General features: G+C 65.0%; 15 protein-coding genes. 2 read left to right on the top strand and 13 right to left on the bottom strand.

Features of this window, described 5'->3' with window-relative positions; genetic code table 11:
• Positions 1-4: 4 nt before the first annotated feature.
• Positions 5-2,401, bottom strand: coding sequence for a phosphoenolpyruvate synthase (gene ppsA / locus V7Q81_RS02675; protein ID WP_333840136.1), 2,397 nt, complete (start codon positions 2,399-2,401; stop codon positions 5-7).
• A gap of 108 nt (positions 2,402-2,509) precedes the next feature.
• Here ppsA and ppsR point away from each other — a divergent pair, with 108 nt between their 5' ends.
• Positions 2,510-3,328: a posphoenolpyruvate synthetase regulatory kinase/phosphorylase PpsR gene (ppsR, locus tag V7Q81_RS02670; RefSeq protein ID WP_333840135.1), complete on the top strand. Its 819-nt coding sequence runs from the start codon at positions 2,510-2,512 to the stop codon at positions 3,326-3,328.
• Here ppsR and V7Q81_RS02665 read toward each other — a convergent pair.
• Complete coding sequence (locus V7Q81_RS02665; protein ID WP_442954738.1) at positions 3,309-4,136, bottom strand: TrmH family RNA methyltransferase; 828 nt, start codon at positions 4,134-4,136, stop codon at positions 3,309-3,311. The genes ppsR and V7Q81_RS02665 overlap by 20 nt on opposite strands.
• Positions 4,137-5,444: a selenoneine synthase SenA gene (senA, locus tag V7Q81_RS02660; RefSeq protein ID WP_333840133.1), complete on the bottom strand. Its 1,308-nt coding sequence runs from the start codon at positions 5,442-5,444 to the stop codon at positions 4,137-4,139.
• Positions 5,445-5,474: 30 nt separating this feature from the next.
• Between senA and senB the strand changes: the two genes are divergently transcribed.
• Positions 5,475-6,422 carry a selenoneine biosynthesis selenosugar synthase SenB gene (gene senB / locus V7Q81_RS02655; protein WP_333840131.1) on the top strand — a complete coding sequence of 316 codons (948 nt, stop codon included), beginning with the start codon at positions 5,475-5,477 and terminating at the stop codon, positions 6,420-6,422.
• A 54-nt stretch (positions 6,423-6,476) separates the two neighbouring features.
• Here the strand turns inward: senB and V7Q81_RS02650 are convergent, their stop codons facing one another.
• From V7Q81_RS02650 to dxr, 10 genes are all read right to left on the bottom strand, one after another.
• A complete protein-coding gene (locus V7Q81_RS02650) occupies positions 6,477-6,920 on the bottom strand; it encodes a CopD family protein (protein ID WP_333840129.1) in 444 nt (147 codons plus the stop codon).
• Positions 6,921-6,948: 28 nt separating this feature from the next.
• Positions 6,949-7,557: a ribonuclease HII gene (rnhB, locus tag V7Q81_RS02645; RefSeq protein WP_333840127.1), complete on the bottom strand. Its 609-nt coding sequence runs from the start codon at positions 7,555-7,557 to the stop codon at positions 6,949-6,951.
• Positions 7,554-8,717, bottom strand: coding sequence for a lipid-A-disaccharide synthase (gene lpxB / locus V7Q81_RS02640; RefSeq protein WP_333840125.1), 1,164 nt, complete (start codon positions 8,715-8,717; stop codon positions 7,554-7,556). Before lpxB ends, rnhB begins: the two co-directional genes overlap by 4 nt.
• An 8-nt stretch (positions 8,718-8,725) precedes the next feature.
• Complete coding sequence (gene lpxA / locus V7Q81_RS02635; protein WP_333840123.1) at positions 8,726-9,526, bottom strand: acyl-ACP--UDP-N-acetylglucosamine O-acyltransferase; 801 nt, start codon at positions 9,524-9,526, stop codon at positions 8,726-8,728.
• Between the two features lie 37 nt (positions 9,527-9,563).
• Complete coding sequence (fabZ, locus tag V7Q81_RS02630) at positions 9,564-10,007, bottom strand: 3-hydroxyacyl-ACP dehydratase FabZ (protein WP_333840122.1); 444 nt, start codon at positions 10,005-10,007, stop codon at positions 9,564-9,566.
• Complete coding sequence (gene lpxD, locus V7Q81_RS02625) at positions 10,004-11,062, bottom strand: UDP-3-O-(3-hydroxymyristoyl)glucosamine N-acyltransferase (RefSeq protein WP_333840121.1); 1,059 nt, start codon at positions 11,060-11,062, stop codon at positions 10,004-10,006. The genes fabZ and lpxD overlap by 4 nt, the downstream gene beginning before the upstream one ends.
• 53 nt (positions 11,063-11,115) lie before the next feature.
• A complete protein-coding gene (locus V7Q81_RS02620) occupies positions 11,116-11,625 on the bottom strand; it encodes an OmpH family outer membrane protein (RefSeq protein WP_333840119.1) in 510 nt (169 codons plus the stop codon).
• 18 nt (positions 11,626-11,643) lie between these two features.
• The gene (gene bamA / locus V7Q81_RS02615) at positions 11,644-13,920 is read right to left on the bottom strand and encodes an outer membrane protein assembly factor BamA (RefSeq protein WP_333840118.1); all 2,277 of its coding nucleotides are present in this window, start codon (positions 13,918-13,920) and stop codon (positions 11,644-11,646) included.
• A gap of 6 nt (positions 13,921-13,926) precedes the next feature.
• Positions 13,927-15,294, bottom strand: a complete 1,368-nt coding sequence (gene rseP, locus V7Q81_RS02610) for an RIP metalloprotease RseP (RefSeq protein WP_333840116.1) — start codon at positions 15,292-15,294, stop codon at positions 13,927-13,929.
• A gap of 38 nt (positions 15,295-15,332) precedes the next feature.
• On the bottom strand, positions 15,333-16,151 hold an 819-nt coding region (gene dxr / locus V7Q81_RS02605; protein ID WP_333840114.1), incomplete at its 5' end, for a 1-deoxy-D-xylulose-5-phosphate reductoisomerase.

The raw sequence follows: 16,151 nt of genomic DNA, 5'->3' as shown, positions 1-16,151 counted from the left end.
CCTGTCAAGCCGGGGCAGGACTCTGGCTTTTCGCCTGGCTCGCGAGATAGAGCCAGGTCTCGACCACCGTGTCCGGATTGAGGGAGAGGCTCTCGATCCCCTCCTCCATGAGCCAGCGGGCAAGATCAGGATGGTCCGAAGGCCCCTGGCCGCAGATGCCCACGTATTTGCCCGCCCGGCGGCACGCCTGGATCGCCATACGCAGCATGGCTTTCACCGCGGGATCCCGTTCATCGAAGAGCTCGGCCACAAGGCCGGAATCCCGGTCCAGGGCGAGGGTCAATTGGGTCATGTCGTTGGAGCCGATGGAGAACCCGTCAAAGTATTCCAGGAACTGGTCCGCCAGCAGGGCGTTCGACGGAATCTCGCACATCATGATGATACGCAGCCCATTTTCGCCCCGCCTCAGCCCGTGCTCGGCGAGCAGTACCAGCACTTGGCGCGCCTCCTCCAGGGTGCGTACGAAGGGCACCATAATCTCCACGTTGGTGAGCCCCATCTCGTCGCGCACCCGCTTCAACGCCCGGCATTCCATCTCGAAGCAATCCCGGAACGAGGAGGCCAGGTAACGGGAGGCGCCACGGAAGCCCAGCATCGGGTTTTCCTCCTTGGGTTCGTAGCGCTCTCCCCCGATCAGACTCGAGTACTCGTTCGACTTGAAGTCCGACAGGCGCACGATGACCGGCTTGGGCCAGAAGGCGGCTCCCAGGGTGGCGATGCCTTCGGTCAGTTTTTCCACGTAGAATGCCGCCGGGCTCTCGTAGCCCGCGCTCTGCCGCTCTACGGCCTGTTTCACCTCGGCTGGCAGGCGGGGGTACTCCAGAGCGGCTTTCGGGTGCACGCCGATCATGCGGGCGATAATGAACTCCAGCCGGGCGAGCCCCACCCCGTCGTTGGGCAGCCGCTGGAATTCGAAGGCGAGGTCCGGGTTGCCCACGTTCATGCTGATCTTCACTGGGCAAGGCGGCATGGACTGGGGTGCGAGATCGACCACTTCCACCTCCAGTACCCCCTCGTAGACGTGACCCGTATCGCCTTCCGCACAGGAGACAGTCACTAATTGACCATCCCGCAGAACCCGGGTCGCATCTCCTGTACCCACCACCGCCGGAATGCCCAGCTCCCGGGCGACGATGGCTGCGTGGCAGGTGCGCCCGCCCCGATTGGTGACGATGGCAGCCGCCCGTTTCATCACCGGCTCCCAGTCTGGATCGGTCATGTCCGTCACCAGCACGTCACCCGGTTGCACCCGATGCATCTCCGAGGCGTCCTTGACCAGACGCACCGGCCCGGAGCCCACCTTCTGCCCAATCGCCCGCCCGGACACTAGCACCTGGGAGCGCCGCTTGAGCCGGTAGCGCTGCATCTGATCCAGGGAAGCCCGCGCTTTCACCGTCTCGGGCCGTGCCTGGAGAATGTAGAGCTTGCCCTCGATCCCGTCCTTACCCCACTCGATGTCCATAGGGCGGCCGTAGTGCGCCTCAATTGCCAGAGCATAGCGGGCGAGTTCCATGATTTCGTCATCGTTGAGAGAAAAGCGCAGCCGTTCTTCCTCAGGAACGTCCACGGTGCGCACCGAGTGGCCCGCCTCCTCGGCGTTCGCGAACACCATCTTGATCGCCTTGGAGCCCCGCGTGCGACGCAGGATGGCTGGGCGTCCTTCCTTGAGCCCGCGCTTGTAGACGTAGAACTCGTCCGGGTTCACCTGGCCCTGGACCACCGTCTCGCCCAAGCCGTAGGCAGAGGTGATGAAGACCACTTGGTCGAAGCCCGACTCGGTGTCCAGGGTGAACATGACACCGCTCGAGGCGAGGTCGCTACGCACCATGCGCTGCACCCCCGCGGACAAGGCTACCCGGGCGTGGTCGAAGCCCTGGTGGACCCGATAGGCGATGGCCCGGTCGTTGAACAGAGAGGCGAACACCTGCTTCACCGCCTCCAGGACCCGGTCCAACCCATGGACGTTGAGAAAAGTCTCTTGCTGTCCCGCGAAGGAGGCATCCGGTAGATCTTCGGCAGTGGCCGAAGAGCGAACCGCCACCGAGAGTTCTGGACCGCCTTCTTCGACCAGGCGCTGGTAGGCCTCGACGATCTGCGCTTGCAGGGTCGGCGGAAACGGCGCTTCCGTAACCCAACTCCGGATCTGGGCGCCGGTGCGGGTGAGCGCGGCGATGTCATCGACGTCGAGCCGGGCGAGGGCCTCCCGGATGCGCCGGTCGAGCCCGCCCTGGGAGAGAAAATCCCGATACGCCTGGGCGGTGGTGGCAAATCCCCCTGGCACCCGCACGCCCGCGTGGGCGAGGTGGCCGATCATCTCGCCGAGGGAGGCGTTCTTACCTCCCACGCGTTCCACGTCTTTCATGCCCACTTCGTCGAACCACAGCACGTAGCGCTCGCTCATGTCCCGACCTCGTCGCGCACTGAATTGTAATCGCAGAAAAAAATCGCTATTTTAACCGTTCGCCGCGGTTCCCGCAGCCAAAGTACTCCCTTTTCTTGAGGTCGTTCCATGAGGCGCACGGCGTTCTTCGTCTCCGACCGCACCGGCATCACCGCCGAAATGCTGGGCCACAGCCTGCTCACCCAGTTCGAGACGGTCAAGTTCAACGAGCGCACCCTGCCCTATGTGGACACGGTCGAGAAAGCGCGAGCGGCAGTGGAGCAGATCAATAAGGCCGCCGAGCAGGACGGCGCCCGCCCCCTGGTCTTCAGCACCCTGGTCAACCCCGACATTAACCGCATCGTGGCCCAGGCGAATGCCCTGGTGCTCGACTGCATGGACGTGTTCATCACCCCCATGGAGCAGGAGCTGGGGGTGAAGTCGAGTCACACGGTGGGCCGCTCCCATAGCGCTCGGGACGTGGTGGACTACCATCGCCGCATCGAAGCGGTGAATTTTGCCCTGGCCCACGACGACGGAGTGTCCACTCGCGACCTACACCAGGCGGACGTGGTGTTGATCGGGGTCTCGCGCAGTGGCAAGACGCCCACTACCTTATACCTGGCATTGCAGTTCGGCGTATGGGCGGCCAACTACCCGCTGATTCCGGAGGATTTCGGCGCCATGCGCCTGCCGGCGCCCCTCAGCCCTTATCGCAGCAAGCTCTACGGCCTGACCATCAACCCGGAGCGGCTGCACTTGATCCGCAGCGAGCGCCGCCCGGGCAGCAAGTACGCTGATCTCGCCAACTGCGAATTCGAGGTGCGGGAAGCAGAAGCCCTCATGCGCCAGGAAGGGGTGCCCTATATCGACGCCACGTCCATGTCAGTGGAGGAAATGGCCACCACCATCCTGCACCAGGCCAATCTCACTCGCCACATCTATTGACAGTGTGTCCGTCGCGCCCGGCCGCCTGCAACTGGCGCACCCGCTCGTACAGGCACACGGCGGCCGCGGCCGCAGCGTTGAGGGATTCCATGCCCCCAGGCATGGGGAGGCGGACCACTGCATGAGCTGCCTCCTGGAGGCGCTGAGTGACTCCCACGCCTTCGTTGCCGAGGATGAAGGCGGTGGGGCCGGTGAGATCCAGATCGAAGAGGCACACGCAGGCGTGGGCGCTGGTGGCAATCACCTGGCCTGCAAAGCCCCGCGCCGCTTCCAGCAAATCCGCTCGCTCGCGCAGGGGCAGCAGGAAGTGGGCGCCCATGGCAGAGCGCAGCACCTTGGGGGACCAGGGGTCGGCGCAGCCGGGCGAGAGGAGCACCAGATCCACGCCCGCCGCTGCCGCTGTGCGCAGAATGGAGCCCACGTTGCCCGGATCCTGAAGATCTTCCAGCAGGAGCAGGAAGCCAGGAGGGGTCCGCCGAAGACGCGGCGGGGGAGGTGCTGCTACGGCGAGTACGCCGGGAGGCGTCGCCAGATCGGAGAGCCGGGCGCACAAGGCGTCGGATAGGAGAAGGATGCGATCGGCCGGCACCGCTTGCAAGCAAGCAGCGAGCTCGGGCGCCTGCGCCTCCGATTCGGCGACCGCCACCAGATCGGGAAGCCCTCCCCGGGCGAGCAGCGCCCGTAGCAAGCGCATGCCTTCCAACACAATGCGCCCCGTTTCGCGGCGGTGGCGGCCGGAGTCGATGAGCTTCACCAGGCGCTTGAAGGCGGGATTGTCCCTGGATCGAATGACCCGGCTTGACGACATTCAATTGAGGGCGCAGGTGCGAAAGCCCGCGAACACGTCCCGGCGATCCGGCGTGTAGAAGTTGCGCCATGTGTTATGGACCAACCGAGCGCGGGTGGCGAAGCAGCCGCCCCGCAGCACCTTGTGGTCGCCGAACCAGGGTTCGGAATATTCCTTGTAGGGATCGCGCACGAATCCCGGATAGGGCAGGAACCAATCGGCGGTCCACTCCCATACGTTGCCCAGCATCTGCCGGCAGCCGACGGCGCTGTCGCCCGCGGGAAGGGCCGTCACCGGCGACGGCTCCCGGTACCATCCGTCCAGGCAAGCACGGCCTGCATCGGGAGGCTCGCCGCCCCAGGGATACCGACGCTTTTCGTGGGGAAGCCTCGCCCCCTCGCTCCACGCCGCAGCCGTCTCCCACTCCGCTTCGGTGGGCAGCCGCCGCCTGGCCCAGCGGCAATAGGCCTCCGCTTCATACCAGTTCACGTGCAGCATTGCCGACTCCATGCGCAAGGGCCGCCAGGCAGCGAAGCGCCGCTCGAGCCATTGACCATCCCGCTTCTCCCAATACACCGGATGTTGCGCCTGGACCGACTCGCGCCAGCGCCAGCCTGCCTCGGACCAAAATTCCCGACGCCGGTAGCCCTCGTCCTCCACGAAGGCGAGGAACTCCCCGCTGGTTACCGTCGTGCGGCTGATGCGGAAAGGCGGCACCCGCACGGCATGGGCCCATTTTTCGTTGTCGAAGGCGAAGGGCTGCTGGGGAAAGGCGCCGAGGTGGAACACGCCGCCGGGAACTTCCACGTCGCCTTGGCCGGGAGAAGTCTGCGCGGGCGGTGGCGGCCCTCCCACCGGCGGCGCTTCGTAGCCCAGGGTCTGGCGCGTGTAGAAAAGAGCTTCGCCGTGCATATCCTCGTGGTATAGGGCGAGGCGCACGAAATAGGGCTGCGCCTGACCGCGGGCGAGGCGTTCCAACACCGCCTCCAGCACTCGTTCCAGGTATTCCAGGGTTTGCCGCCAGGTGAGGAGAGGCAATCCCCAGCGCCGGTCATGGGCGATGGCGATGGAGTCATAGAGGGCATCGGCCTGGGGCAGCATGGAGGGGGCGAACTCTTCGCCCTGTCGCCGCAGGCACCAGCGCTCCTGGAACCAAGCCACGTGCCCCAGCTCCCAGCGGGGAGGATTCACGATGGGGAGTTTAGGCCCCAGCTCCCGCGCACCCTCCAAATCGGCGGTGAGGGCCAGGGTCCGAGCCCGGGCGTCCTGAAGCGCGGCGGAGAGGGCGCTCGCCTCGTCTGCTATAGTCACCAGTTGCGGAAGATCCATGCACGCTAGTTTAATCTGCACCCATTGCCCTTGAGAATTGCCATCGTCACCCCTTCCGCGGCCACCCGCCGCACCGGCAACCGCCAGACGGCGGCCCGCTGGCGCCGCTTTCTCCAGGAGGCGGGCCATGACGTGCGGGTGTATAGCCGCTGGACGGGCGAGCCGGTGGAGCTCATGCTGGCCTTGCACGCGCGCAAAAGCCATCCCGCGATCCACGCCTTCCGCCAGGCCTTTCCCCGCCGTCCCCTGGTGCTGACCTTGACTGGCACCGACCTCTATCGGGACATCCGTATCGCTTCCGAGGCCCAGGAATCCCTCCGCCTTGCCACCCGCTTGATCGTGCTCCAGGAGCGGGGAGGCGACGAGCTGGAGCCCGCCCTCCGGTCCAAGGTGCGGGTGGTCTATCAATCGGCCCCGCCGCTCGCGGTGCGCCAGCGCCTGCCCGGCCGGGCGGTGTGCGTCGTCGGACACCTGCGGGAGGAAAAGGATCCTTTTCGCGCGGCCAAAGCCTTGGCCCACATCCCTTCCTCTAGGCCGATCCACGTGGTGCAACTGGGCGCTGCCCTGGCACCCCGATTCGCCCAGGAGGCCCAAGCTCTCATGGCCCGGGAAAGCCGCTATCGCTGGCTCGGGGAACTTCCCCACGCTCAAGCCCGGCGAACGCTGGCCGCCTCCTGGCTGATGGTGGTGAGCTCCCTCATGGAAGGGGGTGCCAACGTGATCGCCGAAGCCGTGATGTCGGGGGTGCCGGTCATCGCCTCTTACATTCCCGGCAACGTGGGCATGTTGGGAGAGGACTATCCGGGTTACTTTCCGATAGGCGACGAACGAGCCCTCGCTCGCGCGCTTCTGCGCGCCGACCAGGATCCCGGCTATTACGAAGCCTTGTGCAGCGCCTGCGCGGCGCGCCGGGGGCTGTTCCACCCGCACCGGGAAAAAGCAGCCCTTCTTGCCGCTTTGGACGGACTTGGAAGCTGAAAGCCCGCCAGTGGAACGCTCCCGCCCGCCGGGAGCGAGCCTTCGAAACTGGCCTTAGACCAAGGGGCCCAGGGTTGCCACTGCCACGTTGATCAGCCCCAAGGCCAGGTTGATGCCCACCAGGACGCGAATCTGGGACAGGGCCGCTCCAGCCGCCGGCCAATCCTGAGCGGCGCAGCCCCGTTTGAGGGCGGTGTAGGGCAGAAAATAGACGTAAAAGAAAATGACCGCCATCACGATGCCGATCACCATCATGGTGAGGATGTAACCCGGCAGCGCCCCGATTTCCCCCAGCATATGGAAGCCAGAGAGGAGGATCAGGATGACCGCCGCCCATACCCAGAGAAAGAAGCGGCGGAACACCGCCGCCCACAGCTTGAGTCGGACTGGCGGCTCCAGGGTCTCCACTGCCGCTGGGCGCAGCGCCATGTAGGCGAAGAACATCCCTCCGATCCACACCACTGCCGACAGGATGTGCAAGAAGATGGCGACTCGCATGGGATCGACTCCTCGTTGTTGATGGTCTTCAATCGGGCTTGCCTGGCTCCCCGACCGGCGATGCCCCGAGCAGGGCCCGCACGGGCGCGAAGCTTCGCCGGTGCACCGGACTTACTCCGTGGCGGCCGAGGGCTGCCAGATGAGCCGGGGTCGGATAGCCCTTGTGCCGGCCGAAACCGTAGAGCGGATAAAGCGCGTCGAGGCGCTGCATTTCCGCATCCCGGGCCGTCTTGGCCAGGATGGAGGCAGCAGCGATCTCCGGTACCCGGTCATCCCCCCCGATGATCGCCTCCACCGCCATCTCGAGGGTGGGACAGTCGCGACCATCCACCAGCACCCGGTCGGGGCGCAGGCCCAGGGCCGCCACTGCCCGTGCCATGGCCAGCAGACTCGCCTGGAGGATGTTGAGCCGGTCGATTTCCTCCACTTCGGCGCGTCCAAGGGCCCAGGCTACGGCCGAACGGCGGATCGTCTCGGCCAAAGCCGCCCGGCGTCCTGGGGCGAGTTTTTTTGAATCCCGCAAGCCCGCGATGGGACGGCGCGGATCGAGCACCACGCAGGCGGCATAGACGGGGCCCGCCAAGGGGCCGCGACCCGCTTCGTCCACGCCCGCGATCACCGGCGCAATCCGCTTCATGGCTTCTCCAGCAAGTCAAGCACCGCTCGGGCAGCCGCGTTGGCGTTGTCTCGTTTAAGGACCCGGTGCAGGGCGGTGAATTCCTGGCGGATGCGTTCGAGACGCGCCGGATCGTCGAGCTGGGCAAGCAGCGCCTCGCCCAGGGCTTGGGGGGTGGCGGCATCTTGAAGGAACTCCGGCACGACGAACTTGCCCGCCAGGATGTTGGGCAGGCCCACGTAGGGCAGGTAACCCCGGTTCCTCACCAAGCGCCAGGTGAGGGGTGAGATCTTGTAGGTGATCACCATGGGACGCTTGTGCAGGGCGGTTTCTAGGGTGGCCGTGCCGGAGGCGACGATCGCCCCGTCCGCAGCCGCCATGGCGATGTGGGCCTGTCCCGAAAGCAGCCGCATGCCCAAGGCATTGACGCCTCCGGCTCGCTCCGCCGCTCGCTCGAAGCGCTCGGCGGTCAGCCGGTTGACCAGGGGCACGACGAACTGGACCCCAGGACGTGCCCGCCGCAGCCACACCGCCGCGCCGACGAACAGATCCGCCATATAGTGCAGCTCCGAGACGCGGCTACCCGGAAGTAGCGCGACCACCAGCCGGTCCTGGGGTAGTCCCAGCCGGAGCCGGGCGGCCGCCCGGTCTGGCGTCTCGGCAATCGCGTCCGCCAGGGGATGGCCCACGTAAGTGACGGGAATGCCGTGGTCGCGGTAGAGGGGCTCCTCGAACGGAAAGAGGGCGAGCACATGATCAGCGGCGCGGACCACCTTGTGGATGCGCCGAGCCCGCCACGCCCACACCGTCGGGCCCACGTATTGCACGGTGCGGATTCCCCGCGCCTTCAGAGCGATCTCCAAGTCCAGATTGAAATCGGGCGCATCCACGCCCACGAAGAGATCGGGAGGGTCCGCGAGCAGCCGCTCGCGCAGCTTGCGCCGGATGGCCACGATTTCGACATAGTGACGCAGTACCTCCACATAGCCCATGACCGACAGCTTCTCCATGGGAAAGAGGGCCTGCACACCGGCCTCCATCATGCGCGGGCCAGCGATGCCGTAAAAGTGGGCGCCGGGATAAAGGCGCCGCAGGGCCTGGACAAAAGGAGCCGCCAGGGCATCCCCGGAGGGCTCGCCCGCCGTGATCGCGATGCGCAGTCCCGGGCCGCTGGCCGTCATGAAAAAGATTAGCGTATGATGCCGCGGGAGGCGCTCCCGAGGAAATCCACCAGGACCGCCAGCTCCGGATGGAAGGCGGCCTGCCGTATCAGCTCGGCCCGCGCTTCTTCCAGGGTATGCCCTGACTTGTACAGGGTCTTGTACGCCCGCTTGACAGCGAGGATCGCCTCACCGGAAAAACCCCGCCGGCGCAGCCCCTCCGCGTTGATCCCATGGGGTTTGGCCGGATTGCCGGAGGCGGTCACGTAAGGGGGCAGGTCCTGGAGCAGCACCGTTCCCATTCCCGTGATGGAATGGGCACCAATGTGCACGAACTGGTGCACCACGGTGAAGCCTCCCAGGATGGCGTAGTCTCCCACGTGCACGTGTCCCGCCACCTGGGCGTTGTTGGCAAACACCGTGTAGTCGCCCACCTGGCAATCATGGGCGAGATGCACGTAGGCCATGATCCAGTTGTGGTGGCCGAGCCGGGTAACGCCCGCATCCTGGGCAGTACCCACGTTGAAGGTGCAGAATTCGCGAATCGTGTTGTCGTCGCCGATTTCCAGCCGGGTCTCTTCGCCTCCGTACTTCTTGTCCTGGGGAATCTCCCCCAGGGAGCAGAAGTGAAAGATGCGATTGCGCTCGCCGATGCGGGTCTTGCCGCTGATGACCACGTGGTGCCCGATCCAGGTGCCGGCGCCAATCTCCACTCCGGGACCGATCACGCTGTAGGCACCCACGGTCACGTCTGGTGCTAGCCGAGCGCTCGGATCCACGAGGGCAGTGGGATGAATGGCGGCCCGGCCCGTGGTGGATGGCTCTTTCACGATCTTGCTCCGAGCGTCGATCTCCACTGGACACCGGTCATAGGGAGCGCACGGTACACATGAGCTCCGCCTCGGTGGCGACCTGGCCGTCCACGCTGGCCCGCGCGGCGTACTTCCAGACTCCCTTCACCTGGCGCAGGATCTCCACCTCTAGGACCAGCTGGTCTCCCGCGGTAACCGGTTTCTTGAAGCGGGCGGCGTCGATACCCACGAAGTAGTAGACCGAGCTGTCGCTGCGCTCGTGCCCCATGGAGTGCAGGGTCAGGGTTGCCGCGGCCTGGGCCAGGGCCTCGATGATCAACACACCCGGCATGATGGGATGGTGGGGGAAATGCCCTTGGAAGAAGGGCTCGTTGATGGTGACGTTTTTGAGCGCCCGAATGCGCTTGCCCGGCTCCAGTTCCAGCACCCGATCCACCAGCAAAAAGGGATAGCGGTGGGGCAGGTACTTCATGACTTCGTGAATGTCGAGAGAAATCAAGGTTCGTTCCTTTCGAGCCGGTCCAGCCGCGCCTTGAGCTCTTTGAGCTCTCGCGCCATCTCCTCCAGGCGGCGTAGGTAGGGAGCATTCTTGAGCCATTCCCGGTGGGGAAGGAAGGGAAAGATGGAAGTGTAGACGCCCGGCGTGTCGATGGACTTGAGAATCGTAGTACCGCCAGAGATGTCGGTGTGATCCGCGATCTCGATGTGGCCCTGGATCATGGCCGCGCCGCCGATGCGGCAATGGCGGCCCACCCGCGTGCTGCCGGCGATGCCGGCGCATCCGGCAATGGCGCTGTGGGCACCGATGCGGCAGTTGTGACCGATCTGCACCTGGTTGTCGATCTTCACCCCGTCCTCGATCACCGTGTCCTCGATCGCACCTCGGTCGATGGTGCTGTTGGCGCCGATCTCCACCTCGTCGCCGATCACCACCCGTCCGAGTTGGGGGATCTTGAGCCAGCGCCCGTTCTCTAGCGCCATGCCGAAGCCGTCCGCGCCGATCACCGCACCCGCGTGCAGGATACAGCGCCGGCCGATCACGCAATCGGCGTAGACCACGACGCCCGGGTACAACAGGGTGCCCTCCCCGATGCTCACCCGCTCACCGATGGAACAGCCCTCCAGCACCCGGACCCCCTCTCCCAGAACGGCCCCAGCCCCGATGCGGGCACAAGCGCCCACCGTGGCTGAGGCTGGCACCCGAACCGTGGGATCCACCACCGCGGACGGGTGCACGCCCGGGGCGATCTCAAGGGGTGGGTTGAGGTAAGCGGCCACCTTGGCGTAATAGGCGTAGGGGTTGTCGGTCACGATCCGAGGGCGGGAGGTCTCGCATGCGAAAGGCCGCGCAAGGATCACCGCACCCGCCTGGGTGGCGCGTAGCCTGGAACGATAGCGGGGGTTGCTGAAGAAGGCGATCTGGTCGGGACCAGCCCCCTCCAGGGTGCCCACCTGGCGCACGCGTGTCTGTCCGTCGCCGATCAGCTCGCCGCCGAAGCGCGCCACCAGCTCGGCCAGGGAGGCGCCGCAAGCGCTGGACGCTCGTACCGCCATGGGCTCCCGCTCTTATTGATCGGAGGGCACTTTCCCGAAAGGTCCGGCCGAACCTATTTCTCCGCATCCAGGGCCTTGATGACCCTGTCAGTGATGTCGATGCGCGGGCTGCGGTAGACTACCGCCTCCTGCTGCAGGATCAGGTCGAACTTCTCCTGTTCAGCGATCTGCTTGATCACCCGGTCTGCCTTCTGCAAGATCTGGGCCGTTTCCTCGTTGCGCCGCAGATTCAGGTCTTCGCGGAATTCCCGTTGGGCCCGCTGCAAATCCCGGTTGAGGTTGGCCAGTTCTCGCTCTTTCTTGGCGCGCTCGGACTCGGGCATGGTAACCCCGTCCTTTTCCAGGGAGGCCTGCAGGTCTCGCGCCTGCTTGACCATCTTCTGGATTTCCTGGTCCCGCGTGCTGAACTCTCGCTCGATCTTTTTCTGGGCGCGCACCGCAGGCGCCGATTCCCGCATGATCCGCTCCACGTGGACGATGCCGATCTTTAACTCCGCCGCGGCCCAGGCCGGGCCAGCGCCCAGCACCAGGACCAGCGCGGCCAAGGTCGTCCTTGCTTTCATCCTCATAGCCGGTCCTTCTCAGAAAGTGCGTCCCAGCTGGAACTGGAACGGTTCCTTCTTGTCCGTGTCCTTCGCGTTGAGCGGGAAGCCCAGGGACAGGCGCAGTGGCCCCACGGGCGAGAGCCAGCTTACGCTCACGCCGGTGGAGAACCTGACACCTTCGCTTCCCGCCGTGGCCTGCTCGCCGTACACCGCACCCGCGTCGAGAAAGACGCTCATACGCGCGGTCTTGTCATCGCGGAATCCGGGAAAGGGAAAAAAAACTTCCACGCTCCCCACGACCAGGGTGTTGCCTCCCAGGGCCTCGTCGTTCACGTCCCTCGGACCCAAGGACCCGGTCTCGAAACCGCGCACCGTGTTGATGCCGCCGGCGAAGAAGTTCTTGTAGAAGGGCAGGGGCTTGTCGTTGTACCCGTCGCCATACCCTACTTCGCCGCGTAGTAGCAGGCTCCAGGTGCGCCCCAGGGGCATGAACCACTGGTGCTGGTACGAGAGCTTGTAGTATTGCAGGTCACCTACGGGGATGGAAACCTCGGCTCCGGCCCGTTGGAAGCGTCCCGAGCGCGGAAAGAAGGCGCTATCCCGAGTGTCCCGCTGCCAGGCCACGGTGAAGGGAAAGTTGGTGTTGCTTTTGCCGAAGGTGTTGACGAAGTCGACGAAACGTTGGGGGCTGTCGGGAAAGACGCTCACCTCGGTGTTTTCCGCTCCCAGCCCGAAGAGGACGGTGTCGTCGGCCGTGACCGGAACCCCGAGCCGGAAATTGAAGCCCAGGGTGGAGGTCTTGTAGCTGCCCACGTCCAGGGAAGTGGAATCCACGTCCCGCTTGAAGATGTCGAAACCGCGGCTCACGCCGTCCACGGTCCAGTAGGGCTGGGTAAAGGACAGGGCGTACACGGTGTTCACCTTGCCCGAATTCACCTGCAACGACAGGGCGTTGCCGGTACCCAGGAAATTGTTCTGGGAGATGGATCCGCTCAGCACCAGGCCTTCCGAGCTGGAGAAGCCGGCCCCTAGGAGCAACGCCCCCGTGGGCTGCTCCTCCACCGTGAAGACCACGTCCACTTGGTCGGTGGTGCCGGGCACCGCGGGCGTTTCCACGTTCACCTGCTTGAAAAACCCGAGGCGGTCGAGGCGCTTTTTCGACTCCTCGATCCTGCGCGCCGAATACCATGCCCCTTCCAGCTGGCGCAGCTCCCGGCGGATCACCTCATCCCGGGTGCGCGTGTTGCCCTGGATGATGATGCGCCGTACATAAACTCGGCGCCCGGGGTCGACGAAGAAGGTAAAGGCCACCTCCTTCTTGTCCTTATCCACCTGCGGTACTGCGTTCACGTTGGCGAAGGCGTAGCCTTCGTCGCCCAGACGATCGGTGATCAGTTTGCTCGATTCGGTCACTTTGGCGCGGGAAAACACCTCTCCGGTTTTAATCTTGATGAGTTTGCGCAGCTCCTCTGCCGGCACGCGCAGATCACCCTCCAGTTTCACATCCGAGACGGTGTAGCGGGAACCTTCGGTGATGGCGATGGTGATGTAGATATCCCGCTTATCCGGCGTGATGGACACCTGGGTAGAGTCGATGGTGAACTCCAGGTAGCCCTGGTCCAGGTAAAAAGAGCGCAGGGTCTCCAGATCCGCCGACAGCTTTTGGCGGGAGTACTGATCGTTTTTGGTGTACCAGGTGATCCAACCGGGGGTGGTGAGCTGGAACAGACCGAGCAACTGGGACTCGGAGAACGCTTGGTTGCCCACGATGTTGATTTGGCGGATCTTGGCCACCTCCCCCTCGTCCACGGTGAAAGTGATGGCCACCCGGTTGCGGTCAAGGGGCGTGACGGTGGTGCTCACCTGCACGCCGTATTTGCTGCGGCCCAGGTACTGGCGCTTGAGTTCTTGCTCAGCGCGTTCCAGCAGCGCCCGGTCGAAAATGCGTGCCTCCGCGAGCCCCACTTGCTTCAGCGCCGCCCGCAGCTGCTCCAGGTCGAATTCCCTTACCCCGATGAAATCGATCTGGGAGATCGCGGGGCGCTCTTCCACGAAAACCACCAGTATGTCCCCGTCGCGCTCCAGCCGCACGTCTTTGAAGAAACCGGTGCCGTACAAGGCCTTGATGGCTGCGGAAGCTTTCTCCTGGGTGACCGTGTCGCCCACTTTGAGGGGTAGATAGTTGAAAACGGTGCCGGCCTCGATCCGTTGGATACCTTCCACGCGGATGTCGCGCACTACGAACGGCTCGAAGGCGTGTGCCGAGAAGGAGATCAGGGCTGCGGCCATGAGGCCGAGGAGCCTGCGCTTCATCCGTTCTCAGCCCGACAAGAGTCGATTGAGGTCATTGTATAAAGCAAAAGCCATGAGAACGAACAGCAGCGCCATGCCGACCTGCTGCCCGAGCTCCATGGCCTTTTCAGAAACGGGACGGCCCTTGAAAATCTCGACGATATAATACATTAAGTGCCCGCCATCGAGCACGGGTATCGGCAGCAGGTTAAGCACCCCCAGGCTCACGCTCACCAGGGCAATGAAGCTCACGTAGGGGATCCAGCCAAGTTGGGCGGACTGGCCGGCGTAATCGGCGATGGTGAGGGGGCCGCTCACGTTGCGCCAGGAAACCTCGCCGAGGAGCATGCGCCCGAGCATGCGCAGCGTGAGCGCCGTCGTGTCCCAGGTTTTGACAGCCGCTCGGGCGATCGCTTCGAGCGGCCCATAGCGCTGGATCACCACCAGGGAATGGGCAGACTCGGACTGGGTGCGGACCTCAATGCCGATGCGACCGGTTGCTTGGCTGCCCTCCCCCACCGGCTCCGGAACCACCGTGACGCGCACCTGGGCGTCGCCGCGCCGCAACTCGAATGCCAGAGCGCGGCCGGGATTGTCCTGGGCTTTCTTCACGACCTGGTCGGCACGGCGAACGGGTTCCCCGTCGATGGCTTCGATGACATCGCCTTCTCGAAGCCCGGCCCGAGCCCCGGCCCCGCCGCTCAAGACCCGCCCCACGCTCACGATGCCGCTGGGACGGTAAGGCACCAGCCCCAACCGGGTGAGCAGCTCCGCGTCCAGATCTTCGGCGCCCAGGGCGGAAAGGTCCAGGGAACGCGCCACCCGCCGGCCGTCGGCGGTCTCCACTTCCAGCGCCACTTTGTCCCGTCCTAGGGCCCGGTCGAGGAGCCGCAGCCGCACCTCCTGCCAGGTGGCGACCGGCTTGCCATCGATGGCAACCAGCGTGTCCCCCTCGGCGAGCCCAGCCACGGCTGCCGGCGTCCCCGGCTCTACCGGTCCCAGGACCGGCTTGATCCCCGGCACCCCGGTCAGGAACAGTAGCCAGTAGAGGACGATGGCCAGCAAGAAGTTGGCGAGGGGTCCGGCCAACACAATGGCGAAACGCCGATAAACCGACTGGCGGTTGAACGCACGATGGCGCTCTTCGGGCCGCACTTCCCCTTCCCGCTCATCCAGCATCTTGACGTAGCCGCCCAAGGGAAAGGCCGAGATCACCCATTCGGTTCGGTCGCGTCCGGCACGCCAGAGGAAGAGCGGCTTGCCGAAACCTACCGAGAAGCGCAGCACCTTCACGCCGCACCAGCGTGCGACGGCGTAGTGCCCGAGCTCATGGAATACGATCAGCACGCCCAGGGCGAGGAGAAAGGCGACGAGGGTGAGCAGAAAATCGGGCATATCGAAACGGCGCCGCGCGTCTGGCTCAGAGAGATTGATTATACAAGAGAAACCAGGCGCTCCCAGGCAGCCTCCCGCCCCGCCCGGTCGGCGTCCAGAACATCTTCCAGGCAGCGGAGGGCTGCCGGAGGCACCCGGTCGAGCGCGTAGTCGATCAAGTCCGGGATCGCGGTAAAGGGGATGCGCCGCTCCAAAAAGGCTTCGACCGCCACTTCGTTGGCGGCGTTCAGGACGGCCGGCGCATTGTCCCCGGCCGCAATGGCGCGGTAGGCGAGGGCAAGGCAGGGAAAGCGTTCCAGGTCCGGCGCCTCGAACTCCAGACGACCGAAACCCACCACGTCCACCAAGGGCACCCCCGCGTCGATGCGCTCCGGATAACCCAGGGCATAGGCGATGGGGGTGCGCATGTCCGGGTAGCCCAGTTGAGCGATGATCGAACCGTCTCGATACTCCACCATGGAATGAATGATGCTTTGGGGATGGATCACCACCTGCACCCGCTCCACCGCCACGTCGAACAGCCAGCAGGCCTCGATCACTTCCAGGCCCTTGTTCATCAGGGTGGCAGAATCCACCGAGATTTTCTTCCCCATGGCCCAGTTGGGGTGGGCGCACGCTTGTTCCGGCGTGACCGCGGCGAAGGCATGGGCCGGCAAGGTGCGCAACGGCCCGCCAGAGGCGGTGAGCCAGAGCCGGCGCACGCCGCAAGCGTCGAGATCGGTGCGCCGGCCACCCGGTAGCGCTTGGAGAATGGCGTTGTGCTCACTATCCACCGGAAGGAGCGTGGCGCCGTGGAGGCGCACCGCATCCATGAATACACCGCCCGCCATGACCAGGGCCTCCTTGTTGGCGAGCAG

Origin of the sequence: Pelomicrobium sp. (assembly GCF_036803785.1) — a bacterium.
Taxonomy (GTDB): Bacteria; Pseudomonadota; Gammaproteobacteria; order Burkholderiales; family UBA6910; genus Pelomicrobium.
This window is presented reverse-complemented; position numbering and strand designations above follow the sequence as displayed.